Annotated in this window: 24 protein-coding genes; all 24 read right to left on the reverse strand. The window is 27.3% G+C overall.

Annotated features, from left to right (window positions below):
* Window positions 1–11: 11 nt before the first annotated feature.
* The 24 genes from TEGL_RS14270 to TEGL_RS14385 all read right to left on the reverse strand — a co-directional run bounded on the left by TEGL_RS14270 (window position 12) and on the right by TEGL_RS14385 (window position 26635).
* Window positions 12–2408 carry a PAS domain-containing sensor histidine kinase gene (locus tag TEGL_RS14270; protein ID WP_018589740.1) on the reverse strand — a complete coding sequence of 799 codons (2397 nt, stop codon included), beginning with the start codon at window positions 2406–2408 and terminating at the stop codon, window positions 12–14.
* A gap of 213 nt (window positions 2409–2621) precedes the next feature.
* Window positions 2622–3272, reverse strand: a complete 651-nt coding sequence (sigK, locus tag TEGL_RS14275; RefSeq protein WP_018589741.1) for an RNA polymerase sporulation sigma factor SigK — start codon at window positions 3270–3272, stop codon at window positions 2622–2624.
* A gap of 77 nt (window positions 3273–3349) precedes the next feature.
* The gene (locus TEGL_RS14280; RefSeq protein WP_018589742.1) at window positions 3350–5011 is read right to left on the reverse strand and encodes a peptidoglycan D,D-transpeptidase FtsI family protein; all 1662 of its coding nucleotides are present in this window, start codon (window positions 5009–5011) and stop codon (window positions 3350–3352) included.
* 114 nt (window positions 5012–5125) lie between these two features.
* Window positions 5126–5581, reverse strand: a complete 456-nt coding sequence (locus TEGL_RS14285) for a MarR family winged helix-turn-helix transcriptional regulator (protein WP_018589743.1) — start codon at window positions 5579–5581, stop codon at window positions 5126–5128.
* Window positions 5582–5795: 214 nt separating this feature from the next.
* Window positions 5796–6725 (reverse strand): peptidase U32 family protein, encoded by a 930-nt coding sequence (locus TEGL_RS14290; protein ID WP_018589744.1) that lies wholly within the window; start codon window positions 6723–6725, stop codon window positions 5796–5798.
* Window positions 6725–7387, reverse strand: a complete 663-nt coding sequence (locus tag TEGL_RS14295) for an O-methyltransferase (RefSeq protein WP_018589745.1) — start codon at window positions 7385–7387, stop codon at window positions 6725–6727. Before TEGL_RS14295 ends, TEGL_RS14290 begins: the two co-directional genes overlap by 1 nt.
* Before the next feature lie 108 nt (window positions 7388–7495).
* Window positions 7496–8563, reverse strand: a complete 1068-nt coding sequence (mltG, locus tag TEGL_RS14300) for an endolytic transglycosylase MltG (protein WP_018589746.1) — start codon at window positions 8561–8563, stop codon at window positions 7496–7498.
* 171 nt (window positions 8564–8734) lie between these two features.
* Window positions 8735–10060, reverse strand: a complete 1326-nt coding sequence (locus TEGL_RS14305) for a pyrimidine-nucleoside phosphorylase (protein ID WP_018589747.1) — start codon at window positions 10058–10060, stop codon at window positions 8735–8737.
* Window positions 10061–10169: 109 nt separating this feature from the next.
* Window positions 10170–11342 carry a phosphopentomutase gene (locus TEGL_RS14310; RefSeq protein ID WP_018589748.1) on the reverse strand — a complete coding sequence of 391 codons (1173 nt, stop codon included), beginning with the start codon at window positions 11340–11342 and terminating at the stop codon, window positions 10170–10172.
* A gap of 23 nt (window positions 11343–11365) precedes the next feature.
* The gene (locus TEGL_RS14315; protein ID WP_018589749.1) at window positions 11366–12244 is read right to left on the reverse strand and encodes a tyrosine-type recombinase/integrase; all 879 of its coding nucleotides are present in this window, start codon (window positions 12242–12244) and stop codon (window positions 11366–11368) included.
* Window positions 12245–12256: 12 nt separating this feature from the next.
* Window positions 12257–12868 (reverse strand): stage II sporulation protein M, encoded by a 612-nt coding sequence (locus TEGL_RS14320; RefSeq protein ID WP_018589750.1) that lies wholly within the window; start codon window positions 12866–12868, stop codon window positions 12257–12259.
* Window positions 12869–12926: 58 nt separating this feature from the next.
* The gene (locus TEGL_RS14325; protein WP_018589751.1) at window positions 12927–13457 is read right to left on the reverse strand and encodes an NUDIX hydrolase; all 531 of its coding nucleotides are present in this window, start codon (window positions 13455–13457) and stop codon (window positions 12927–12929) included.
* On the reverse strand, window positions 13429–14526 hold the full coding sequence (locus TEGL_RS14330) for a DUF3866 family protein (RefSeq protein ID WP_018589752.1): 1098 nt from the start codon (window positions 14524–14526) through the stop codon (window positions 13429–13431). Before TEGL_RS14330 ends, TEGL_RS14325 begins: the two co-directional genes overlap by 29 nt.
* Before the next feature lie 4 nt (window positions 14527–14530).
* On the reverse strand, window positions 14531–15295 hold the full coding sequence (locus tag TEGL_RS14335; protein WP_081617856.1) for a glycosyl transferase: 765 nt from the start codon (window positions 15293–15295) through the stop codon (window positions 14531–14533).
* A gap of 64 nt (window positions 15296–15359) precedes the next feature.
* The gene (locus TEGL_RS14340) at window positions 15360–16052 is read right to left on the reverse strand and encodes a glycosyltransferase family 2 protein (protein WP_018589754.1); all 693 of its coding nucleotides are present in this window, start codon (window positions 16050–16052) and stop codon (window positions 15360–15362) included.
* A gap of 25 nt (window positions 16053–16077) precedes the next feature.
* Window positions 16078–16956: a copper transporter gene (locus TEGL_RS14345; RefSeq protein WP_018589755.1), complete on the reverse strand. Its 879-nt coding sequence runs from the start codon at window positions 16954–16956 to the stop codon at window positions 16078–16080.
* 22 nt (window positions 16957–16978) lie between these two features.
* Window positions 16979–18100, reverse strand: a complete 1122-nt coding sequence (steA, locus tag TEGL_RS14350; RefSeq protein ID WP_018589756.1) for a putative cytokinetic ring protein SteA — start codon at window positions 18098–18100, stop codon at window positions 16979–16981.
* A gap of 121 nt (window positions 18101–18221) precedes the next feature.
* The gene (locus TEGL_RS14355) at window positions 18222–19445 is read right to left on the reverse strand and encodes a CCA tRNA nucleotidyltransferase (protein ID WP_018589757.1); all 1224 of its coding nucleotides are present in this window, start codon (window positions 19443–19445) and stop codon (window positions 18222–18224) included.
* A 117-nt stretch (window positions 19446–19562) separates the two neighbouring features.
* Window positions 19563–20390, reverse strand: coding sequence for a sporulation transcription factor Spo0A (gene spo0A / locus TEGL_RS14360; protein ID WP_026255020.1), 828 nt, complete (start codon window positions 20388–20390; stop codon window positions 19563–19565).
* Between the two features lie 106 nt (window positions 20391–20496).
* The gene (locus TEGL_RS14365; RefSeq protein ID WP_018589759.1) at window positions 20497–21513 is read right to left on the reverse strand and encodes a SpoIVB peptidase S55 domain-containing protein; all 1017 of its coding nucleotides are present in this window, start codon (window positions 21511–21513) and stop codon (window positions 20497–20499) included.
* Window positions 21514–21636: 123 nt separating this feature from the next.
* Entirely contained in the window at window positions 21637–23316 is a 1680-nt protein-coding gene (gene recN / locus TEGL_RS14370) for a DNA repair protein RecN (protein ID WP_018589760.1), read from the reverse strand.
* Window positions 23317–23341: 25 nt separating this feature from the next.
* Window positions 23342–24154 carry a TlyA family RNA methyltransferase gene (locus TEGL_RS14375; protein WP_018589761.1) on the reverse strand — a complete coding sequence of 271 codons (813 nt, stop codon included), beginning with the start codon at window positions 24152–24154 and terminating at the stop codon, window positions 23342–23344.
* A gap of 4 nt (window positions 24155–24158) precedes the next feature.
* Window positions 24159–26027, reverse strand: coding sequence for a 1-deoxy-D-xylulose-5-phosphate synthase (dxs, locus tag TEGL_RS14380; protein ID WP_018589762.1), 1869 nt, complete (start codon window positions 26025–26027; stop codon window positions 24159–24161).
* 170 nt (window positions 26028–26197) lie between these two features.
* Entirely contained in the window at window positions 26198–26635 is a 438-nt protein-coding gene (locus TEGL_RS14385) for a divergent PAP2 family protein (protein ID WP_018589763.1), read from the reverse strand.

The raw sequence follows: 26635 nt of genomic DNA on the forward strand, positions 1-26635 counted from the left end.
ATTTTTAAGCCTTAAGCCAGATATATATCAGAAAACTCTAAGTCAATAGATTCTCTATCTATTATAATATTTTCAAGTTTATGCTTATTCTCTTTAGTACTTTCCAAGTAATTACCTTTAAGTATTACTTCAAATTTACTTCCATATCCTATTTTACTGTTAACCTGAATCTTGGCGTGATGAACCAAAGCTAATTTTTTAACAAGATACAAGCCAACCCCTGTTCCTTCTGCTGTTCTAGATAAAGATCTATTAACTTGTTCAAAGTTTTCGAAAATAAAATCAAGCTTATTACTAGGTATTCCACTGCCGTTGTCTTTAATAGCTATTGTTATATCTTTTTTATCTACTTTTAATAATACTTTTATTTTCCCACCTTTTTCTGTAAATTTTATTGCATTAGACAATAAGTTAAGTATAATTTTTTCAATTTTTTCTTTATCCATAAAAATTAGAACTTCTCTTTTATTACTTTCAAATGTTATATCTAAGTTTTTAGGTTTTGTATATTCTCTACATAATTGTACAAGTTCCTCTAGATATTTTACTATATCATAAATTTTATAATCTCTATAATATATACCTGCCTCTATTTTACTTATTTCTTCTATGTTGTTTAACAGTCTCTTTAATCTGTAAGAATTTTGTTTAACTGTTTTAGTGTAGCTTCTTACTCCATCATAATTATATATATCTTTATTATTGTCTAAAAATTTATTGACTTCAAATATAGTGTTTATTGGTTTCTTTATAATAGAGGAAGCCCTTGTTAAAAATTCAGTTTTAAACTTATTTCTTTCTTTTATTATTTGAAGTTTATTATATACACTTTCTAGTTGTTGTTCAATTTCTAAATCTCTTACTATAACAAGTAGATTATCTTGTTTTGGTACTTGCTCTATAGCTATTGATATTTTTTTATTTTTTTCTTGATTCATGTAAAAAGTTTTAAAATTAACTTCTTCATTATTTTCTAAATATGTATCTATTATTTTATTGAAGTTATCTACTCCCATATCTTTTAATAGTCTCATCATGTATTTATTAGTGTATACTTGTTTTTTTGTATATTTATTCACCAATATAATTCCTTCTGGCAAAGTTTGAATTAACCCATAGTAAGTCTCTTTATTTTCATCAAGTTTATTCAATGCAACTTCATGTTCTGTACAATCACTAGCAATACTTAATATCATTTTTTTGCCATTTAATCTAAAAGTTGAGGAAATAAAATCTATAATTTTCCCATTTTCTAATTCAAGTTGGCTTTTTTCTTGCTCTTTAACACCATTTTTCAAAATAAATATATTATGTAAAAACTCATCCTTACTATCTTTGCTTATTCTTTTTTCTATTTTGTCCATAGTCCAAACATTTTTTATAGATGAGTCTAAATCAAAAATATCTAGTCCTATTTTATTAATATAACTAATATTATCTCCATCGTGAATAAGTACACCATCACTTAATATATCCATTAAAGTTTTGTATCTCAATTCACTTTTTTTCAATTTGTCTTCTTCAATAGATATCTCAGTAATATCTTTCAATTCACAAATTATTCTTTCCCCACCTTCAAAATAGTCTTTTACTAAAACTAACTTATATTTTTTATTAACAAATTCTATTTGTAAAAAATTTTCTTTACCAAAATCCATCTTGCTTATTTTAGCAAATATCTTTTTAGGATCTTTATTCAACTCATTACTTATAAAATCATTAAAGTCAAAATTTTTAACATTATAATTATTTTCAATTATGAATTCATCAAAATACTTATTTTTAAAAATACATTTGTAATTAGAGGCATTTAAAATTATTATAGGAATATTAATTACTTCAACAATGCTAGATAACTTATCATTAACAGTTTTAATTTCTTCCCTCATATAGTTTTGAACATAAGTTTCATCTTCTATTTCTTTTATTGTTCTTGAGATATACTGCTTATTCATACGAAATTTATTTTTGTTCAATTCGTTTTCTTTATGTTTTATATATATAACGTTAATACATATAATACTTAAAATGCATAAGTTGATTAATATATCATATATTCCATCCATAATCATCGAACCATAAAGCGCAGTATATACTAGACCAATAGTAAATATTACAGGAATAATATATTTTTTCAAATTACTTTTACTTTTTATTTTTATTTGAAATAATATAAGAAGTTTTAGAAAAATTATTACAAATGATATTTCAGCTATATAGTTCATTATTGGTCTAATATTATATTCTTTTAATTGCATTATTAATAGTTCTAAAAAAAATAATGGCAGTATTAAAAATACACTTTTGTCTTTTGATATTTTATATATAAATATTAACAATAATGGTATAGCAATGTTAGTAATAATTTTTAATAAATACAGTAATTCACCATATTCATTTAGAATCATAAAGTTTCCCCCCTTTATAGTATGACAGCAGTAATAATTTATTTATTTGTAAATTACATACATTTTGATTCATTACTAAAAAACACGATTCTTGAGTATAAACTTCATATTTTTTCTCTTTTTTTATCATATAAGTTATATTATCATAATTATATTAAATATTTTGTCAATTTCTGGATATAAGCAAAAAAGTTATATACGACAAAAAAAGCCTTATTCAAGGCTTTTTTCTGATTTTAATTCTTTTCTCAACTTTTTAAGAGCTTTTTTTTCAATTCTTGATACATAAGAACGTGATATGTTAAGTTTTTGAGATATTTCTCGTTGAGTTTTATATCCCAAAGGTGTAAGTCCATATCTTAATTGAATAATTTCTTTTTCTCGATCTGTGAGAATTTTATCCAACTTTTCATAAAGCTTACTTATTTGTACTTTTAATTCAACCTGGTCTATTACATAATCAGGTTCAGTACCTAATATATCTATTAAGCTAATGGAATTCCCTTCCTTATCTACACCAATAGGGTCTTGAAGAGAAACTTGCACCTTATTCTTTTTATTAGTTCTGATATTCATTAGAATTTCATTTTCTATACATTTGGATGCATAAGTTGCTAGTCTTGTTCCCTTATCTACTTTAAATGTCTCTATGGCCTTAATCAAACCAATGGTCCCTATTGATATAAGATCATCTTGGTCCTCATTAGAGTTATTATATTTTTTTGCTATATGAGCAACTAATCTCATGTTTCTCTCTATTAAAACTTCTTTAGCTTCTTGATTATTTTCGTTTTTTAATAAAGATAAATAATGTATCTCTTCTTCAGGGGTTAATGGTTTTTCGAATGATTTTAGAATAGTCAACAGGCCACCCCCTTTTTTAGGTGTCACTCTAAATTATATGAAAGTGACCTGGTAAAGTTGACTACTCTTCGTTAAATTTATTTTAAATTTTCACAGATTTCTTTGAAAGTTGGAGTTGCTGACTTACTTTCTTTTTCTGTTCCCTCAATTATAATTGTTATGGCATATTTAGGATTTATTTCTGGATAAAAACCTGTTATCCATCCATGTGATATATCCTTTCCATCTAAACTACTTTGAGCCGTACCTGTTTTTACACCACATCCTCCTTGTAAATCTGATAATGCTTTTGCTGTACCAACTTTTGATACTTTCATCATCATGTTTTTAATTCTAGTCATAGTATAAGGAGATATTATTTCTGATTTTTTACTAGATTTATATTCTTTTATCGTGTTTTTATTATTATTTATAATACTATCATATATATATAGTGGCATATATGTTCCATTATTAGCTATCGCTTGAGTAAGTTGGTTAATTTGAAGTGGGGTAAACTCTATATTAGCCTGACCAATTGCTAAATTACTAAGCGCTATATCTTCAGGTATTTTAGAATCTTTTTCTTCATCTATCCCTATATCTACTTTTTCATCTAAATGAAGTGTTTTTATGGCTTCAAATATCTTTTCACTACCTACTCGTTTTGCTATATCATAAAATGCACAGTTACAAGAATTAGCCAATGCATCGCTAACATCTTCTGAACCATGAGCAACATTATTATTGCAATTCAAAACTTTGCCTGAAGTTCCTATTTGTGCACTACCATTACAGTTATATCTGTAATTTTCATCTATTGCATTATTTTCAAGTGCTGCATATAGTACTACTAGCTTAAATACAGACCCTGGAGGATAGGTAACAGCTAGAGCTCTATTTTGTAGCTCACCTTTTGCACTATCACTATAATCAGATATTTCATTTTGATCAAAGTTTGGCCTAGAACACATTGCTAAAATTGCACCTGTTTTAATATCTGATACTATTACTGAACTAGGATTTTCTTCTTTATCCATAATTTTTTCTACTTTTTCTTGTATCTTAGAATCTATGCTTATTTTAAGATGTGAAGAATTTTCTCCACTTGAACTTTCTTCTATGCTTCCCTTTAAGTAATTAAGACCTTTATTATTTACACCTGCTTTAAATACAGATACATAATTTCTATTGCTATCTTTTAGTTCTTCATTCATATATTTTTCTATCCCACTAACTCCATTGTTTTCTGATTTTTTTACATATCCTATTAAATGCGTTAGTAAACTATTATCTGAATATCTAATAGTTTTTTCTTTTACTGAGATATTTTTCTCTTTTAATTCGTCTATTTTACTTTCATCAATATAATCAATATCTATTTCGATAATTTCATTTGATATCTGTTCTTGTACTGCTTTATAAATATCTTCTTCAGTTAATTTTGTTGCTTTTTTTATAAGTGATACATTTTGATAATTACCACTTATTATATCTTTTGGTACAAGCAATACTTTAGTTTTTTTCTTATCTGTAAGAGGCAAATTATTTATATCATAAATTATTCCCCTTCCACTATTTAAATTTATTGTTTCTAAACTTTGGCTCTCTACTTTACTTTCATATTCTTTATTTTTAAATATTGCTAAATTTGATATTTCATAAATTAGATAAACACACAATAATAAAAAAACAATAAAAAAACAATTTATCCTTCTTCTTATTAATTTATTCGATGTATTTTTTTTCTTCCTTGTCATCCAATCACCTCTTATCATTTGTAATTATTTTTGACAACTAAAAGAAAAAAAATACTGTAATGGTAAATTTTATATTTGAAATCATGTTTTATTTTTGAGCACAAAAAAAGCTCCCTATTGGAAGCTTTCATATTTTCTTTCAAAGAATCTGCTTGCTTTTCCTAAAATTTTTGTTAATATTTCTAAATCTTCACCTTTAAACGCCTCTAATATAGCATCTATCATTTCTTTATGGAAGATACTATGGACATTAAATACTTCTTCTCCTTTTTCAGTTAAATTAACAAGTACTACTCTTCTATCTTCTTCAATCCTTTTTCGTTCCACATAACCTTTTTTAATCAGTCTATTTATCGCTGTAGTTAGCGTTCCAACAGTAATTCTCAAATCATGTGCAATTTCTCCCATTGTTCTATTTCCTTCTTTACCTATTGCTTCTATAGTATGTATTTCCGTAATAGATAAATTAGCAAACTCCGTATTTTTCATTGATTTTTCTTCAATATGTAAAATATCATTAAATAATTGAACTAATAATTTATTTAAAATTTCCTCTTTTTTATTTTCCATAATTTTGTACTCTCCGTCCTTTATATTATAAATGTATTATAATAAATTTTTTGACACAATTCAATCTATACTATTTATATTTAACTTTTATAATAATACATTACTATTTTATTGTCTTTTCATACTCTTTATTTATCATACCCATAAATATTATCTAATAATTACAATATTAAAAAATGCACATTTATTTTCATAATTGTGCACTTTAATATTACTATTTTGTATAGTCTATATTTTCTTCTAAATAAAATCCCGTTGTTAAGTATCTATGATCTATGTTTTTTAATTCTTCTAACCAATTTTTATCAAATTGCCAGTTATCCGAATTTTTTATAAATTCATCAATAGCTTTTCTATATACTTTTATTACCTTTTCAGTATACTCATTAGATTTTAGATGTCCTTCTACAGTCAATATAGTAACACCAGATTTAATAAGTTCTGGTATAAACTCAATCATACATAAGTCTTTTGCTGCATAGAAGATCGTACCACCTTCATCTTCATATATTGGACAGTATTGACCTGGTCTTTTTTCTTCAACTAAGTTATAATGTTTTTCCTCATCATATTTTCCAGCATCTTTACTTGTCATATAATTTGATAATAACCTTCTTCCTGAGTATGACATTACCATTGAGCCATGAACAAAAGCTTCTATTTCTAAATCTAATGGTGCATTCTTTCTTATTTCAATTATATCCCTAAGTCCTAATTCTTTAGCAAGCACAACTCTTTTAACACCTAGGTCATAATAAAATCTTACTGTTTCATAGTTGTAAATATTAGCTTGTATTCCCATATGAATTTTCATATTAGGTGTTACTTTTCTAACTATTTCTAAAGTACCTGGCTCACATAATATTAACCCATCTACTTTCATATCCTTTAACTTTAATAAATATTCTTCTAACTTAACAAAATCATTATTATGTGGCAATAAAGATATGGTCACATAAACTTTTTTATTTCTTTCATGAGCAAATTTTATACCTTCCTCTAATTCTTCCATAGAAAATTTATTTGAAATAGTATCCATTCCGAAAGTTTGCCCACCAATATATACACTATCCGCTCCACATTCAAGAGCAACTTTCAATCCTGCCAAATCTTTTGCAAAGGATGATAATTCTAAATTTAACATTATTCTTCAACCCTTTCTGCTTCCTTGTAACTTAGAGCTACTCCATCTCCAATTGGTATTAATGATGTATTTAAGTAGTCACAATTACATATATAGTTTAAATAGTTTCTCATTCTTTTTACAATAGTTTTTTTTCTTCTCATTACAAGAGCATCGTCAGCAATCATACCTTTGTAAAGAATATTATCCGAAATCAAAAGACCACCAACTTTAAGTTTATCTATTACTAAATCATAAAATAATTTATATTGACCTTTAGCCGCATCTAAGAAAATCATATCAAATTCGCCTTCAACATTTTTTAATAATTCTTCAGCATCCCCTTCTAATAAGGTAATATTATTATCAAATCCTGATTTTTCAAAGTTTTTCTTTGCTTGTTCAATCATTTTTTCATTCCTCTCTACTGTTATTATCTTAGCTTCTCCATTTGTAGAAGTTGAAAATAAAATAGATGAGTATCCTATTGCACAGCCTACTTCAAGTATAACCTTTGGCTTTTGAACTTTTAATAAAACTTTCAATAAATCTGATACTTCTTTATGAACAATTGGTACATTATACTCTGCTGCATATTCTTCTAACTCTTTTAATAAACCTTCTTTATCTTTTAGTGTTTCTCTTATATATCTTTCAACTTCATTATTTACAATATTACTCAATTCTTTCACTCCTTAATTTATTACTTAACTTGCTCTCTTCAAATTAATAGGATTATGTCTCGAATTTTCAAGACATAATCCATACAAACTATCAATAATATACTTACCCTATTTATCTGTAGAATAACTATTATTTCTTTCTTCTCTATCTTTTCTGTATTTCTCTACATTTTTTACATGTTCTTCATAGGTTTTACTATAATTATTTCCACCTTCTATAGTTGCCACAAAATATAAATACTCTGTATTGTCTGGATATAAAACTGCTTCTATAGATTTTATACCAGGATTAGCTATAGGTGTAGGTGGTAAACCTGCAACCTTATAGGTATTATATGGAGAATCAATTTTTAAATCATTATAAGTTATACTTTTCTTTCTTTCTTTAAAAATATATTGAATTGTTGCATCAGATTGTAATGGCATGTTTATTTTTATTCTATTATAAAATACACTAGCTATTATTGGTCTATCTTCATCGAGTACTGCTTCTTTTTCTACTATAGATGCCAAGTTAACTACTTCATATAAAGATTTATTAAGTTCCTTTTGTTTTTTTTGTAATTTATCAGTATACTTTGAGTTAAAAGTTTCAAGCATGTGCTCTAAAACTTCTTTTTCACTTTGCTTTTCACTAAAGTAGTAAGTACTTGGATATAAAAAACCTTCTAAAGACTTAATCTTTTCATCATCTAGGAATTTAAATTTCTCCTTAAATTCTTTTGGGTTATTTATAAGCTTTTCATAAACTTTTTTCTCACCCAATTTATTTTTAACAAGAATATCCATAATTTCAAAAGAAGTAGATCCTTCTGGAACTGTTATTTTTATACCATCGTTGTAAATTTTACCTTCAGATAAATCTTCAATTATTTCCTTATTTGAATAAGTTTGATTAAATAAATACTTTCCAGATTTAATCTTTGAAGAATTATTACTTACTTTTACATATAATTTAAATAAAGTTTTATTTTTAATTAAATTGTTTTCTTTTAATATATCCGTAACTTGGCTTAAAGTAGACCCTGTTGGAATATCAATCACAATATCTTCTTTATTCCCCTTATTATATGGACCCATTTGTTGAATAACTACAAAAGTTGTCACAATAATTAAAATTAAAACTGCAATTATAAAAACTACAATTTTTTTACCTTTGTCATTGTTCAGATTCATAAGTTGCTAACTCCTTATCTCTTTTATATCCTTTTTATTATAAATCTAAGGTTAAAATATTTCAATAAAAATGTCGTAAATTAAAAAATTCACTTTGTTTAATTCAACATATTAAAAATTAAAAAAAGCTTAACTTTATTTTTTACAAGTTAAGCTTTTTTAAACATTTAACTAGAATTTACTTATTCCATCTTTTGTCACAACACCATATATTAGTTTTTTAGGTTCTGCTTTTTCTTCACCTATTATATAAGCATTTTTAAACCTTTTCTTAGCATCTTCAAATTTACTTTCTCTATTAAAGTGCATTAAAGCTAAAATATCTCCTTCATTTACAAAGTCTCCAACTTTTTTCTTTAAAATTATACCCGCGCTTAAGTCTAACTCATCTTCTTTTGTTTCTCTTCCTGCACCAAGTATCATGGCACTTACTCCAACAGCTTCTGCTTCTATTTTATCAATGAAACCTGTTTTATCAGATTTTATTTCAATAATATGATTTGCTTTAGGTAATAAAGCGTAATCATCAGCTATGTCAGGATTTCCACCTTGATTAGCAACGAATTCTTTGAATTTTTCTATAGCTAAACCAGATTCCAGAACTTGATTTATTCTTTTTACTCCATCTTCATAATCAGAAGCTACCTTGGATGATACTAACATATATGCACCTAATGTCTTACAAAGTGTCATAAAGTCTTTTGGCCCTCTTCCTTTTAATGCTTCTATAGCTTCTATAACTTCTAAAGAGTTCCCAACAGCACTTCCTAAAGGTTCATCCATATCACTTATTATGGCAATAGTTTCTCTATTCATAGCTGTTCCTATTTCTACCATTTCTTTAGCTAATGCAAAAGAGTCATCTAAAGTTTTCATAAATGCTCCATCTCCAGTTTTAACATCTAAAACTATAGCATCAGCTCCAGAAGCTAGTTTTTTGCACATAATAGATGCAGCTATTAAAGATATATTATCAACTGTTGCTGTAACATCTCTAAGAGCATACATTTTTTTATCAGCAACTGCTATTGATGCTGTTTGTCCACAAACAGCTATTTTTATATCGTTTACTGAGTCTATAAATTTCTTAGGAGTCATTTCTATTGAAAATCCAGGTATAGCTTCTAGCTTATCTAGCGTTCCTCCTGTATGTCCAAGTCCTCTACCTGACATCTTAGCAACTGGAACACCACAAGCTGCCATTAAAGGCGCTAAGGCAATTGTAGTCTTATCTCCTACCCCACCTGTAGAGTGTTTATCAACTTTTACTCCATTTATTGCAGATAAGTCCATTACCTCTCCAGAATTCATCATGGCCTCTGTTAAATAAGCAGTTTCTTGCTTATTCATTTTATTTAAGTATACTGCCATTAAAAGAGCTGATGCTTGATAATCTGGAATTTCTCCTTTTGAATATCTATCTACGAAAAAGTCTATTTCTTCTTTTGTCAATTCTTCTCTATCTCTCTTTTTTCTTATTATATCGTATATTCTCATGATTGCCTCCTAAAAATTCACTTTACTTGTACCAAGATGTTGACGAATAACTTTATGTCGCAAACGATCTTTAAAAACAGATCTGTTCTATTTTAAGATATTGTAAATTTTATTGTAATATTTCATTCTTAAAGCTTTCACCATTAACAGGTAATTTAACATTTAAAATATCTGCTACAGTAGCTCCTATATCTGCAAAACTTTTTCTTATACCTAAATTTACTCCACTTTTAATATTTTTACCATACACAAGTACTGGTATATATTCCCTAGTATGATCAGTTCCTTTGTAAGTAGGATCATTACCATGGTCTGCATTAATTATTAATATATCGTCTTCTTTCATTGATGATATAATTTCAGGTATTCTAGCGTCAAATTCTTCTAGAGCTTCTTTATATCCTAAAGAGTTTCTTCTGTGTCCATATTTTGAATCAAAGTCAACTAAGTTCGTGAAGATTACTCCATTATTTTCTTTTTTAATATAATTTATAGTTTGATCTACGCCATCCATATTATCTTTAGTATGTATAGCTTCAGTTATACCTTGTCCATTAAATATATCTTCTATTTTTCCCACACCTATAACATCTAAGCTTGATTCTTTTAGTGTATCCAATACTGTAGGCTCAAATGGATTTAATGAGTAATCTCTTCTGTTAGAAGTTCTTTCAAAGTGTCCAGCTTTCTTTCCTATATAAGGTCTTGCTATTATTCTAGCTACAGCATTATCACCCATCATTATTTCTCTTGCAATTTCACACATTTTATATAATTCTTCAAGAGGTATTATATCTTCATGAGCTGCTATTTGGAACACACTATCGGCTGAAGTGTAAACTATTACATCTCCTGTTTTCATTTGATGTTCCCCATACTCATCAAGTATAGCTGTTCCAGAAGCCGGTTTATTTCCAACAACTTTTCTTCCTGTTCTTTTTTCAAACTCATCAATTATTTCTTTTGTAAATCCATTTGGAAAAGTTTTAAATGGCTGTTCTACTAAAACTCCGGTCATTTCCCAGTGACCTGTTGTTGTATCTTTTCCACAAGATAGCTCATCGCATTTACCAAAAGAGCCCATTGGATTTACTTCTTTTGGCAAATAGTCTATTCCATCTATATTTCCAAGTCCTAATTTAACCATATTAGGTATTTTTATATCTTTATGATTTTTAACTATATTACCTAAAGTGTTTACTCCTATATCTCCAAACTTCTCTGAATCTTTAAGTGCACCTACTCCAACACTATCTATAACCATCCATATTATTCTACTCATACAAATTTCCTCCTTTATATGTCCTATTTTTTCCTTGGATGCTTGTCCTTAATTTCCTTCCTAACATTATTATCCATTTGGTTTAAATATAGCTGTAAGCTAGATAGGTTTGAATTACCTAATATTCTGCTTACAACAGCTAAATTTGCTCCTCCTTTCAATAAATGTATAGCAAAGGAATGTCTAAGTATACTCGGATTAATATTTTTACTTATATTAGCCATATTAGCATATTTTTTAATAACCTTCCAAAGTCCTTGTCTTGTAAACCTTTGTCCTTGAGCATTAACAAATAGTGCTTCTTCTTCTGTTTTGGCTAAACTAGGTCTTCCTTCTTTTATATACTTTTCTAAATATACTCTAGTTATTTCACAAAGTGGTATTACTCTATGATTTTTACCCGTATTACAGTATAAATAATCAATTTCCAAGTCTACATCTTGTAAATTTAATTCTACAAGCTCTGAAACCCTCATTCCTGTTCCATACAACACTTCAAAAATAGCTTTGTCTCTTATTTTTTTAGGACAGCTTAGATCAGGAAACTTCAAAAGAGCTTCAACTTCTTCTTCTGTTAAAATTTCAATATTTTCTCTTTTTATCTTTGGCTTTTTTATAGTATTAGCTGGATTAGTTTCAGTAATACGATTTAAAAATAAATATTCATGAAAAGACTTAACAGAAGAAGTTACCCTTGACACTGTAGAAACAGAAATATTTTGTTTTTCTAAGTTTACCAAAAAATTAATAATGTCATACTCTGCTATATCTTCAACTTTAATATCCTCAGACTTTAAGTAATCTAGATACTTTTTAATATCCGTATAATATGAACATATGGTATTTTCTGATAACTTTTTTTTGGATTTAATATAGTCAATATACTGTTGTAAAACTTCCATAAATAACTCCTTTTATCTTACTAGGAATTGCAAAATACCAATGCTAATTGCATTTAATAATAATTGAGCTAATACACATATTACTATTATAATAATACCATTTAACAAGTATCTTCTACCTAAAAATAAGATCCCTTCTTTTCTTCCTCGTTTATATTCTTCGTAAATATTTTTAATATAGTAAAAACTCACAGCAATAATTAATATTGCCCCTGGTATTATAATAAAATTTTTTATTACCATAATCAATATCATTTTTATACTTTTTAGTTTAATTAATAAAATTAAACTATTAATAGTATAGCCTATGGATATTCCTTTTAATAAAAAACTTATTATAGCTAAGGGAAAAGTAAATACAAATAATGAAAATAATACTATACTCCCTAAAAAAATAATATTTTCTCTTAAATTAGAAAAAACTACAGCACTTATGTTTATATCACTTCCATGGCTATAGTAGTCATTCAAATTATTTATACTATCTAATACTATGTTTTGTCCATTTGAAAAAATCTTATTTAAATAAGTTCCTATTGTAACAAATATAATAAAGATAATACTTAAATAAATTATTTCTTTACTTATTCTCAAACTATCTCTTTTTCTTAATGTTTTTCTCAAATTTATAACCTCCTCTTATCCTAACATATATTTATGTTGGAAAAGAGGAGGTTATGCTTTATATTAATTCTTTAGTTAATAATATTCCAATAACAGTTTTCGAGTCACAAATTTCATTACTGATAACCATGTTATAGGCTTCATCTTTATCAATTTCATGAACTTCTAAGAATTCATCTTCTTCCAAGTGACTTTCTCCTGGAATTAAATTTTTCGCCAGATAAATAAAGACTAATTGATTAGAAAAACCAGGTGTAGCATAGTACTTATGAATTAATTTTAAACTATCTACACTATATCCTGTTTCTTCTTTTAATTCTCTAATAGCGCAATCTAGAGGATCTTCTCCAATTTCAATTTTACCAGCTGGTAGTTCATATAATTCCTTTTCTACTGCTTTTCTATATTGCTTAACTAATACAATTTTATTATCATCTGTTATGGCAACTATAGCCACAGCACCTTTATGTTCAATTATTTCCCTTTTTTGATATCCCTTGTTAGGCACCTCCACTGTATCAACTCTAAGTTTAATAGTTTTCCCAGTGTAAATTAAATCACTACTTACTGTAGTCTCCTTTGTTATCATCACAAACCTCCATTAAGTAATATGCAACAGTGCTTGCTGCATCAAAAAATTCCTTATCTTGTTCGTAACTTCTGCCCATACTTCTTACTTTAAGGTTAAAATAATCCAAGTCTTCCCTACATTTATTATTATCAAGATAAATAATATTGTGTTTATCGAATAATTTATTGTCTTTTACTTGTTTTTTTATGTGGTCAAATTTTTCTTTATCATAAATAGTTATTGGAATATTTACATTTACATTTACAATTTCTTTAAATATAGTTATTGCATGATGTGATATTCCTCTATGTCTTTCTCTTAAATCAGCAAAACTTATTCTAGGTATAGCTATAGGATTTCCTCCTAGTTTTTTAACTGCATCTAATATAGGTCCCTGTTCTATTCCTGTAAATCCATATTTTGTACCTGTACCTGCTATTCCAGGCCCCATAGATACAAATACTGCATCTGCTTTTATTATTTCTTTTGCTGTAATTAAAGCTGTGTATATGTTTATACATTCATAATCACCACCAAAAGCATTTCCAATAGTAATTGTACTATCAATTAATTTTTTATCTTTCAAATTTTGAACATTTTTACTTAAATAAATTGGAAGAGCTGCTCCATCAGTCATTATATATACCAATTTTTTATTTGGATTATATCTTTTATATGATGCTACAAAAGGAGTTAACATACTATGAAGAGTTCCCACAACAACTGGCATATCATCTAAAGTTTCAAAACTACTTATTATATCATGATATTTATTTTCATGATCTTCTACAGCATCTACTTTAATTTGATAAGGAGTATATCTAAGCTTCATAATATGTCCGTTTGGTGATAAATCAGATTCTTTGTTATTTAGGTTTGCTATAACAAAGTGATATCCGCCTGTACCTAGGCTTAGCTCAACTGCTGTAGTATTAAGTATTACTTCATCACCTAGATTTACCTTTCCAGTTATTTTAGGATAGTTATAAGCTCTTTGTATTTGTCCATTAATATTAACCCTTATATCATCTAGTACTTCACTACTATCAGCTATTTCTTCTACTATTCCTACTTTTTTACTAATCATGAGATTACCTTCCTAATCTATCAATAAAATTTAATAATTTGTTCTTTTCTATAATCTTTGTTAAAGAGAATTTTTCAGTTAATAAATGAATTAATACTAAAAATACTAACCATCCTATTCTTACATTTAAAGTGTATCCAAAAGCCATAAGAATACCTATTGATATCCCAAGCGCATTTGAACCTGTATCTCCCATCATAGCCTTTGCTTTTAAGTCAAAATTAAAATATGCTAATACATTGGGAAGTATAAGTAATGGGAGTATTTTTATATATCCAGTTAAAGTTATAAATATGGTAATCATAATTACTAGATATACTTTTATAGCTCTACCTGGTCTTAAATCAAATAAATTCATTAGATTTGTAGATAGGGCAATTATTAAAGTATTTATTATAATATCAGTAATATTTTTAGATATTGATACTGATATTACAAGTCCAACAAAGCCACCAAATAGGGCTTTAAATCCTCCTGTTGTAAGTTTTCCTTTAAAAAGGCTTTTAAAATGTCCTTTTAAACCACTTACATCTCTGTTTCCTATTGTATCGTCTATTATACCTGCAAAGAACATAGCCATCATTCCAAATATAAATAAAAATAGACATAACATACTTATAGCATCTATAGTAAAGAATGCCACTATTATTCCATTTATTATTATCATTGGAAGAAATACTATTCCCATACTTACAGGTATCATTTCTCCTTTGTAATTCGGTCTTATACAATTACTATCGATAAGTAAGTTTTTGAATAAAGGTATCATTAGGTATGTCCCTATTAAACCTAATAAAAATACTATCCCTCTAAATACATATGAATACAATAGATTACCTCCATTCTTTTTTCTTTTCTCTTAGTACTTTCTTAATGTGATAATATTGTTTACCTCTATGAATAAAGCCTTTTAAATCTCTTCCTGTTTCACTGTGAGTCATATTAACTAGTACTTCTTTTATTATATACCCATATTTTAATATGTCTATGGTCATTCCAACTTCCACACCATATCCAAATGGAATTTCATCAAATTTTTCTAATACTTCTTTTTTAAATAATCTTTGACCTGATAAAGTTGCATCTAATTCTACTCCTGTCATTTCAAGAACTGATTCCTTTGCAAGACCCTTAACAAATCCAAGCCCTCCTTTTTTCTTTGCAGGAGGAAATTTTGCTATTATAACATCTGCTTCATCATTCAATATTGGTGTTATTAACTTTGCAACTTCTTTTGATGAACTTCCAAGGTCTGCATCTAAAAATCCTATGATATCTGCTTTTATCATAGCAACCTTTAAACCATTGTTTAAAGCATAACCTTTACCTCTATTTTGATCTTGAGTTATAATAGTTATTTTATCACTTTTTACTTCTTTAGCTACTTTAGATGTATTATCACTAGAACCATCATCTACAACTATTATCTCACTTATTTCTTTAATGTCCTTTATATTTTCTAGTGTATCCTTAATTTTATCTTCTTCGTTATATGCTGGTATTATTATACTTAAATAAGGATTCATTTTCTTATTCTCCTTTAATTATTAGTTATTTTTCGTAAGCAATTAATTCTTTTGCTACATCAGAGTTTCCATAATGACCAACTGTATTTTGATTTTTTAATAATGTAGTTAAAGAAATTTTTCCCATACCTTCATTTATATTATCTATTGTTGATATATTGTTTTCTGAATATAATTTTAAATTTTCGTGATTGCTATCACTTTGAGAAACAGCCACTGAATATTTATTTTCTTCTTTTAATCCATCTAAAATTAACTTTTCTTTTGCATTAAATTTTTCTTTTGCATCTTTTCCTGTTAATTCTCCAAGTAATACTACTGAATCATAATCTTGATATTTCTTCTCATCTATATTGTTTATTTTTATTACACCTAAATCTTGTAAGGCATATAATTGATCATATCCTTTTGTACTACCTAAAGAACTTATTATGTAGTTTATCACATCTTGTGATGATTTAAATGTTTTATTTAAGTCTTTTGATAAAGCAGTTAACTTTTCTTCATCACTTATGTTATCTTTTACAACTATATTAAAAGATGCTGTTCCATTTGCATTTGTTATTAATTTCTCTACATCTTCACTATAGTCATTATTTTCATTCGTTAGTATTATTCCAGTATTTTTATCTGTTAATACATCTTTAGTTAATACATTAATATTTTTATCAATGTATTCTCTTGCCACTTCTATATCTCCATTTAAAGATTCAATCTCAGATTGTAAATTTTTATTTTTTTCTTTTAAGTCATCAAACTCTGCATTAAAACTTTCAAGTACTTCGCTTTGCTGTTTACTTAAAGCTTGATCGTAGTTTAAGTTAAAACCAACTAGTATTCCTACGCCTAAAGCTATAAATATAGCACCAATTGTAACTATATAGTACTTCATATTTATATTCATATTAATCCTCCTAATTTATATATTACAAATTTAATAGTAATTTTAATTTTAATTGTATTATTCTTATAAATTGCTGTGTTGTTGGTGATAAATAAGCAAGTATTAATACTGGGAATAATGCTGCTATTATCATAGCCCAAATATATTTTATTTTTAATTTACTTTTATATAGTAAATTAACACCCTTAGCATCTATTAGTTTAGATCCTATTTTTAATCTTACAAGGAATGTACTAGCCATACCCTTTCTTCCTTTTTCCAAGAAATCTATCATATTGGAATGTGTTCCAACTGCAACAATCAACTCAGCTCCATATTCATAAGCTGTAAGCATTGCTATATCTTCACTTGTTCCTGGTGCTGGGAATACTATTGCATCAAGACCTAAGTCTTGTATTCTTTTGAGACCTGGTGCTCTTCCATCCACATAAGCATGTACTACTATTTCACCAGCTTTTTTTAGTGTTTCATCACTAACACTGTCCATATCTCCAACTATAACATCTGGAACATATCCAAATTCTACTAAAGCATCTGCACCACCATCTACTCCTACAAGCACTGGTTTTACTTCTTCTATGTAAGAAATTATTGTACTTAAGTCTTCTTTATAATCTTGCCCTCTAACTACAACTAATACGTGTCTATCCTTGTATTTTGTTTTTACTTTAGGGATTTCTACTTCTCCTAAGATGAAGCCTTTTTCCTTTTTTGCATATTCTATAGTATTATCTATGAATCTATCTAATTCTACAGACATATTATCATAAGCTTCTTTTATTTTTATAGATACCTTTCCTTTGTCTAATACACTACCTTCTCCCAAAAGTTGTCCATCTCTATAGATTTGCCCATTGTTTACTTCTATTATTTGCCCTTCTTTTAATTCATCAAATAATTCTTGTCCAACATTATCTATAATTAAAATATTTTTATCTGTTAATATTCCTGGCCCTTTATTTGGATATTTCCCACTTATAGATTCAGCTGCGTTAATTACTAATTTGACTTTACCTTCTACAAGAGAATTCGCCGCTACTTCATCTATATCCATATGATTAATAACTGCTATTTCTCCCCCTGTAAGTCTCTTCGCAAGCCTTTTTGTTTTTCTATCTACTTTAATAGGGGCTTCCACTCTCATAATTAAAACCTCCGACATTTTATTAAAATCATATAACATTATAACATTATTTAAGAACAAAGGAAATATTTTATAGTTTTATAAATTATTATATGTTTTTTAATTTATTAAAAACAATTAGTTATATTTCTTTTATTTTTTTAATAAGTAAATTTTTCTTATTTAAATTAGGGTTGATTATAACTTCATCTAAAAGATAATTAAGAACTTGTCCTACAGCTTTATTTTCATAGCCTTGGGCCATAATATCTTTTCCATTTACTTTTAGATTTTTAATTGTGTAACATTCTTTATTTTCTTCAATTTCTTTTAATATATCTATAATTTTTTCATGATTTTTTTCATCTTCATAAATTACTCTATTTATATCTAAATAATCTTCAAACAATTTTCTATCTATTTGATTTAATATTTTTTTTATTTTAATCTTATCTAAATTTTTAATGTCAATTTCTTTAATTAAATTCAATATAATATCATGATTTTTATTTGTTTTCTTTGAATATACTAATTCCTTACAAAACATTTTACAATTTATGTTTAACTTTTCAATTAAGTAATCTAGTACTACCAATCTTTTTACCAAAGTCTTATCAATTTCTTTTAATATACTAATTTTTTTATACAACTTTTCAATTTTATTTTCATCTTCTTCACTACTTATGTTTAAATTATTTAATAATCTTATTTTAAAAAGATATATAATATTTTCCGGTTTGTTGCTAAGTATAATTTTATTAAATTCATCTGTTATTCTCTCTAAACTAATATTTTTTATTATTGCTGCATTATTGTAAATAGCAAAAAGAGTATCCATCTCTATTTGAAAATCTAATTTGCTAGAAAATCTAATGGCCCTAATCATCCTTAAGCCGTCTTCATTAAATCTATCATTAGGGTTTCCTACTGTTTTAATAATTTTATTTTGAAGATCACTTTTGCCGCCAAATAAATCTACCAATCCTTCTTTTTCATTATATGCCATGGCATTTATGGTAAAGTCACGTCTTTTTAAATCATCTTCTAATTTACTTGTAAAATCAACATTTTCCGGTCTTCTATGATCCTTATATTCACCTTCTATTCTATATGTAGTTATTTCATATATTTCATCATCCATCACTACACTTATAGTTCCATGCTCTATTCCTGTTTCTATACATTTAAAGTCACTAAATATACTTTTAATTATTTGCGGAGTAGCATTAGTTGTTATGTCATAATCATTAGGTTTAATACCTAGTATAGCGTCTCTAACGCATCCTCCTACTATATATGCTTCAAAACCATTTTCATATATTTTATCTATTGTGTATTTTACTTTTGGAGGTAAGTTTATTTTCATATTTGTATCTCCTTCATATGCTGGTAGTTTTATTTATCTATATCCATTGAAAGTTTACTCCGCTCAAAAAATAAAGCCTCCTAAATAATTAGAAGGCTTACTTTAATCAATTTAAAATTATTTAACCATGCTGTGTTCTAATCTTAATTTATCCGCAATCATTGCTATAAATTCAGAGTTTGTTGGTTTACCTTTAGTATTGTGTACTGTATAACCAAATAATTGATTTATTGTATCAACCTTTCCTCTACTCCATGCAACTTCTATTGCATGTCTTATTGCTCTTTCAACCCTACTTGGAGTAGTGTTATATTTTTTTGCAATGCTTGGATATAACTCTTTCGTTACTGCTCCTAAAAGTTCTACATTATCAATAACCATTTTTATAGCTTCTCTTAAGTATAAGTATCCTTTTATGTGAGCTGGAACACCTATTTCATGGATTATATTTGTTATTTCTGTTTCTATATTTCCTGTATTTTTAACATAATCACTTCTTGTCATTTGAACTTCTTGATTTTGTCTTATTTTTGGTTCTCCACCAACAACTTTATTAGTTACTAATTCTCTAATTCTATTGATGAATATTACAAAATCAAAAGGTTTAACAATATAGTAATCCGCTCCTAAATTTATAGCTGTTTGAGTTATTTTATCTTGCCCAACAGCAGATAAAACTATTATTTTTGGTTGTTTAGGAAGGTCCATTGAATTTAATTTTTCTATTACCCCTAAACCATCTAGGTGTGGCATTATTACGTCTAATACTAATAAGTCTGGTTGTGTTTTCTGTACTAATTCAAGAGCCTCAATACCATCTTTTGCTATTCCTAATATTTCAATATCTTCTTCATTAGATAAATATTCCTTTAATAGCTGGCAAAAATCTTTATTATCATCTGCTAATACTATTTTAATCTTTTCGTTCACTAAAATTCCCCCCAATAATAAGTTTTTCTTATTTTAATTTTTTTATATCCTTACTCTTTTAGGTTTATTCGACACTGTAAAATTATATTCCTTCTAAGTGTTAAAATATTTTATTATCAATTTACAATTTTAACATTTCATCGATGAAAATACCATATCCTTTTTTAGGATTATGTTTGAATACATAGGTTAAACTGCCAATAAGTTTGTTATTTTGTATAATAGGGGCACCACTCATTCCCTTTACAATTCCACCAGTATAGTCAATTAATTTATCATCAACTACTTTTATTAACATATTATTGTCTTCTTTTATTATTTTTTCTATTTTTATTTCATAGGATTCAACATTTCCTTCTTTTGATTGAAAAAGTACATATGCACTTCCTGTTTTAACATCATTTTTTTTACCAATTTCTATAAGTGGAAGGTTGAACTTATAGTTATAATTATAAAAATTCCCTTTTATTCCATTGTTTGAATTAATAGAAAACTTCCCAACAGAATTACTATAATCTATTATAGCATTAATTTGCCCAATATTCTTTTCATTATTTTTGTAAATGGATATATTGGAAGTATTGTAAATATTTCCTTCTTTGATGTTTATCAGCTTTTCTGTGTCCATATCGCAAATACCATGTCCTATGGCGTAAAATTCATTCGTAATAGGGTTATAACAAGTTAAGGTACCGATTCCAGATATTTTATCTCTTACCCAAAGACCTAATTTATATCTATGGTTTTCCTTTTTAGTCTTAATCTTACATTTTTTAAATTTGTTATTTCTTTCAAACATGATTTCTACTTCATCTGAGCGAAGTTTATTTAAAATATTTGCAATATCCTTATAATTATTAATTTTTTCCCCTTCTATAGATATGATATTATCTCCTATTTTTAGACCTCCAATATATTCTATATCTTCTTCTTCAAATCCTATAACTAAGGCTCCATCTGTATCTGCTTTAATTCCAACAATATTACCAAGTGGATATACATATTGCTTATTTGATATATTTATATTTTGAAAAGTTTCTAAGACATTGTTATCTTTTTGTTTTAATAATCCACTACAAAAAGTTAACAACGCAAAAATAAAAAAAATGCTTATTACAAATCTATTGTTTTTTTTCATACTTAATCTCATATCCTTTTAATAATAATTTCTATATTATAATTCCATTAAATAGCTAAATTATACAAAAAAGGAATAGAAAATAATTCTATTCCTTTTATTAACAGTATTTATTTATTTATTTTAATGTTTTTCCTGTGTCAAGTTAACAATCTCTCTAGCATGTTCAATAGTTGTATCAGTTATATTGCTGCCAGCAATAAGTCTAGCTATTTCATTTATACTTTCTTCATCTTTTAATTTTTTAATAGTTGTATAAGTTCGATTTTCATCACTATTTTTCGATATACAAAAATGTGTATCTGCATTAGCTGCTATTTGTGGTAAATGTGTTATGCAAAGTATTTGTTTTTTATTCGCAATATTATGTAATTTTTCACCTACCACTTGAGCAGCAATTCCACTTATACCTGCATCTATCTCATCAAACACTATAGTATCTATTTCGTCTATATCTGCAAGTATTGTTTTAAATGCTAGCATAAATCTAGACATTTCTCCACCTGATGCAACTTTATAAATTGGTTTTAAATCTTCACCTAGATTGAATGATATCATAAATTCTACTTCACTATTTCCACTTTGAGAATAACTAGATTCAGTAAAATTAACTTTAAAGCTAACACCCTTCATATCTAGAGATTCTAACTCATTTAATATGGCTTGTTCTAAATTTATGGCAACTTCTTGTCTCACTTTTGTGAGAGAAGAAGCTTTTTTACTTAGTTCTTCTTCTAATTGAGCCAATTTATTTTTTAGCCTTTCTGACATTTCATCTCTATTTACTATTTCTTCTAATCTAGATGAAATTTCATCCTTATACTTTAAAATATCTTCTATAGTATCTCCATATTTTCTTCTTAAATTATTTATTTCATCTACCCTTACCTCTATTTGTTCGAGTTCATAAGGTTCAAAATCAATATTCTCTTTGTAGTTTCTAAGATCCCTACAAGTGTCTTGAAGCTCGTACATAATTCGCTCTATAATTTCACTGTATTCATTTAAAGTTTCGTCATACTTGCTTATTTCACTTATTTCCTTTGACGCCATTCCAACTAAATCAACTGCGTTCACACTTCCATCATGTAACTTTTCATAGCTTAAATTAAGATTTTTATATATTTTTTCACTATTTCTATAGATTTCCCTTTGTCTTAATAAATCTTCATACTCATCTTTGCTTAGTGTTGCTGCTTCAATTTCATTAATTTGAAATTTTAATAAATCTATTTCTCTTTGAATTTCTTTTTCATCTTTATTTTCATTAAGTGTATTTAGTGCCTTTTTAACTTTATTGAACTCTGTATAAATATTTTTATATTCATCTCTTGGTAAATCTATTATTTTACCTCCAAATAAATCTAAAAACTTTAAATGAGTATCTTTATTAAATAATGCTTGATTTTGATGCTGTCCATGTAAGTCAATAAATGTAAGTGCAATTTCCTTTAATATTGACATTTTAATAGTTCTTCCATTTATTCTAGCTACACTTTTTCCATCTGCATAAATAATCCTAGTTATAATTAATTCGTCATCTTCTAAATCTATGTCATACTCATTTAGTATATTCTGTAAATTACTACTTGGTGATGATACTATAATTTCTGCAATACCTTTTTCAGTGCCTTTTCTTAAAAAAGACTTATCGTATTTATTTCCTAAACATAAGCCAAGAGCCTCTATTATAATAGATTTTCCCGAACCAGTTTCCCCCGTTAATATGTTTAGATTTTCGCCTAGGTTTATTCTACTTTCTTCAACTAAGGCACAATTTTTCATATATAATTCAAGGATCATTTTATGCCCCCTTTATCATTACTTGTTATTTATTTAAGTTATGAGATTCTTCTACAACTTCAACTATTTTTTTGTCAAAAGACTCTTTGTCAAAAGTAAAGTCATCACTATTATTCCTTAAATGAATTAAGTATTCTATATTACCTTCTGGCCCTTTTATTGGTGAGTAATCAAGATTTAAAATTGCAAATCCATTATCCACAGCAAATGTTGATATCATCTCTATAACTTCAATATGAACTTTTTTATCTCTTACTACACCCTTTTTACCAACTTTTTCTTTTCCAGCTTCAAATTGAGGTTTAATTAATGCTACTACTTCTCCATCTCTATTAAGTAGTTCTTTTGCCTTAGGTAAAACAAGTCTAAGAGATATAAAAGATACGTCTATAGAAGCAAAATCTGCAAATTCTTTTGTATCTTCAATTGTTACATGTCTTATATTAGTTCTTTCCATACAGACAACTCTCTCATCTTGTCTTAACTTCCAAGCTAGCTGTCCATAACCTACATCTATTGAAAACACTTTAACTGCACCATTTTGAAGCATACAGTCAGTAAATCCACCTGTAGATGCTCCTATATCCATGCAAACTTTATCTTTAAGAGTTACACCAAAATATTTCATTGCTTTTTCAAGTTTTAATCCACCTCTACTTACATAAGGAATTGGATTACCCTTTACTAAAATATTAGCCTCTTCTTTAATTTCTGTTCCTGGTTTATCACATCTTTGATTATCTACAAATACAAGACCTGCCATTATAGCTTTTTTCGCTCGTTCTCTGCTTTCAAAATGTCCTTTATCTACAAGTAAAATATCTATTCTTTTTTTCATTATACTATCCTTCTAATAATAAATTTTTTATTCTATTTGCTATTTGTTCATCTGACATTCCTATTGTTTCAAATAATTGTTCCACATTACCATGCTCAACATATTTATCAGGAATACCTATATTTTCAACTTTTACATTATAATTATGATCTACAACAAATTTATTTATTCTACTTCCAAATCCACCACTTATAACATTATCTTCTATAGTTATAACTTTCGAATGGTTTTTCAATAATTCATGCAGTAAGTCTTCATCCATCGGTTTTAAAAACCTTGCATTTACTATTGTAGGATTAATATTATCTTTAAGAAGTATTTCCCTTGAATTTAATGCTTTTTCAACCATGTTACCAATAGCTAATACCAACACATCATTACCTTGTTCTAATACTTCATAAGTTCCTACTTTTATCTTTTCATAAGACCCCTTATCAATATAATATGAATTACCTCTTGGATATCTTATAGCTACAGGCCCGTCTATCTCAGAGGATAATTCCATCATTAAATCTAGCTCTTTTATATCTTTTGGAGCCATTACAATTAAGTTTGGCACAATATTTAAATAACTTAAGTCAAATACTCCATGATGTGTTTCTCCATCATTACCAACAAGACCTGCTCTGTCAATTAAGAAAGTAACATTCTTTTTAGTTATAGACACATCATGTATAACTTGGTCGTACCCTCTTTGCAAGAAAGATGAGTATACTGCAAAGTAAGGTTTCATTCCTTCCTTAGCAAGACCTGCTGCAAATGTTGTGGCATGTTGTTCAGCTATTCCCACATCATAATATCTGTATGGATAAGATATGGCAAAAGTGTTTAACCCTGTTCCTGAAGGCATAGCTGCCGTAATTGCTACAATTTTATCATCTTCATCTGCCATACTAACTAATTTCTTCCCTACGTGAGAAGATATGCTTTCTTTTGTAGATGCTTTAAGCCCTTGCTCTATATTAAACTTAGACACTCCGTGGTATTTATCTGGTGCATGCTCAGCAAACTCATAACCTTTACCTTTTTCAGTTATAACATGTAATAAAACAGGCCCTTTTTTGTTCTTAGCTTTATTTAAAATATCTATTAGTTCTTTAATATTGTGACCATCTATCGGACCATAGTATTTAATTCCAAAAGACTCGAATAGATCACAGTCCTGTGGTGTAAATTTGCTTATAATTCCGTCTTTAAACTTATCTGCTGTTTTATATATAAAGTTACCTGTTTTTGTCATAGATAATATTTTCTCTATTTGGTCTTTAACTTGATTTGCCTTAGCATTTCTAATAATGCTAGATAAATATCTAGACATCCCACCTACATTTTTGTCTATAGACATTTCATTATCATTTAAAATTATTATCATTTTCTTATTTAAATAACCTAAGTGGTTAATAGCCTCCAGTGCCATACCTCCTGTTATTGATCCATCTCCTATAACAGATACCACATTAAAATCTTCTCTTTTTATGTCTCTTGCACATGCAATTCCAAGACCTACTGATATAGATGTAGAACTATGTCCCGTATCAAATATATCATGATCACTTTCATTTTCCTTCGGAAATCCACTTAATCCATTAAGCTGTCTAAGTGTTGCAAATTCGTCTTTACGCCCAGTAATAATCTTATGTACATAGGATTGATGACCCACATCCCATATTAATTTGTCTTTTGGACTATCGAAAACTTTGTGCAATGCCAAAGTCAGCTCAACAACTCCTAAATTTGAAGCTAAATGACCCCCAGTTTTCGAAATAGAGTTTATTAAAAACTGTCTTATTTCTTCTGCCAATTCTACCATTTCATCAGTATTTAATTTTTTTATATCTTCTGGAGAATTTACTTCATTTAAATAATTACACATAATTTTCCTCACCTTTATAATGGTCTAATTTATTTTCATTTTGTATTTAAAAATAACTCATACTAAAAAAGCCTTCCACAGAAGACTTTGATTTTTATAGTTTCCATGTATTTATTATAATTTCCTATAAAGCAAAAAAATTATATCATATAATACATTTTTTTTCAATTTTAAGCCATAAGGACTCCAACCACTATACCTAGTATTGCTCCTAATATAACTTCTTTTGGCGTATGACCTACTAACTCTTTTAAAGTTTCATGTTCAATATGTTTTTTATTTTGTAAATCTTCAACTATTTTATTTAAAATAGCTGCCTGCTTTCCCACTGCTCTTCTTACACCGGAAGCATCATACATTACTATTAATGCAAAAACTACACATATGGCAAATTCAACCGAATCAAATCCATTGCATATACCAACTGCTGTTGATAAACTTGTAACAAATGAACTATGCGAACTTGGCATTCCACCTGACATAAATATTCTTGAAAAATCCACTACTCTTTCTTTTCCTGTGAATATTTTTATAAATTGTGCTAAAAAACAAGCAAATATACTTATCCATAATATATGGTTGTCAAATACTTGTGTAAAAAAATCCAT

The organism is Terrisporobacter glycolicus ATCC 14880 = DSM 1288 (assembly GCF_036812735.1).
Lineage (GTDB): Bacteria > Bacillota > Clostridia > Peptostreptococcales > Peptostreptococcaceae > Terrisporobacter > Terrisporobacter glycolicus.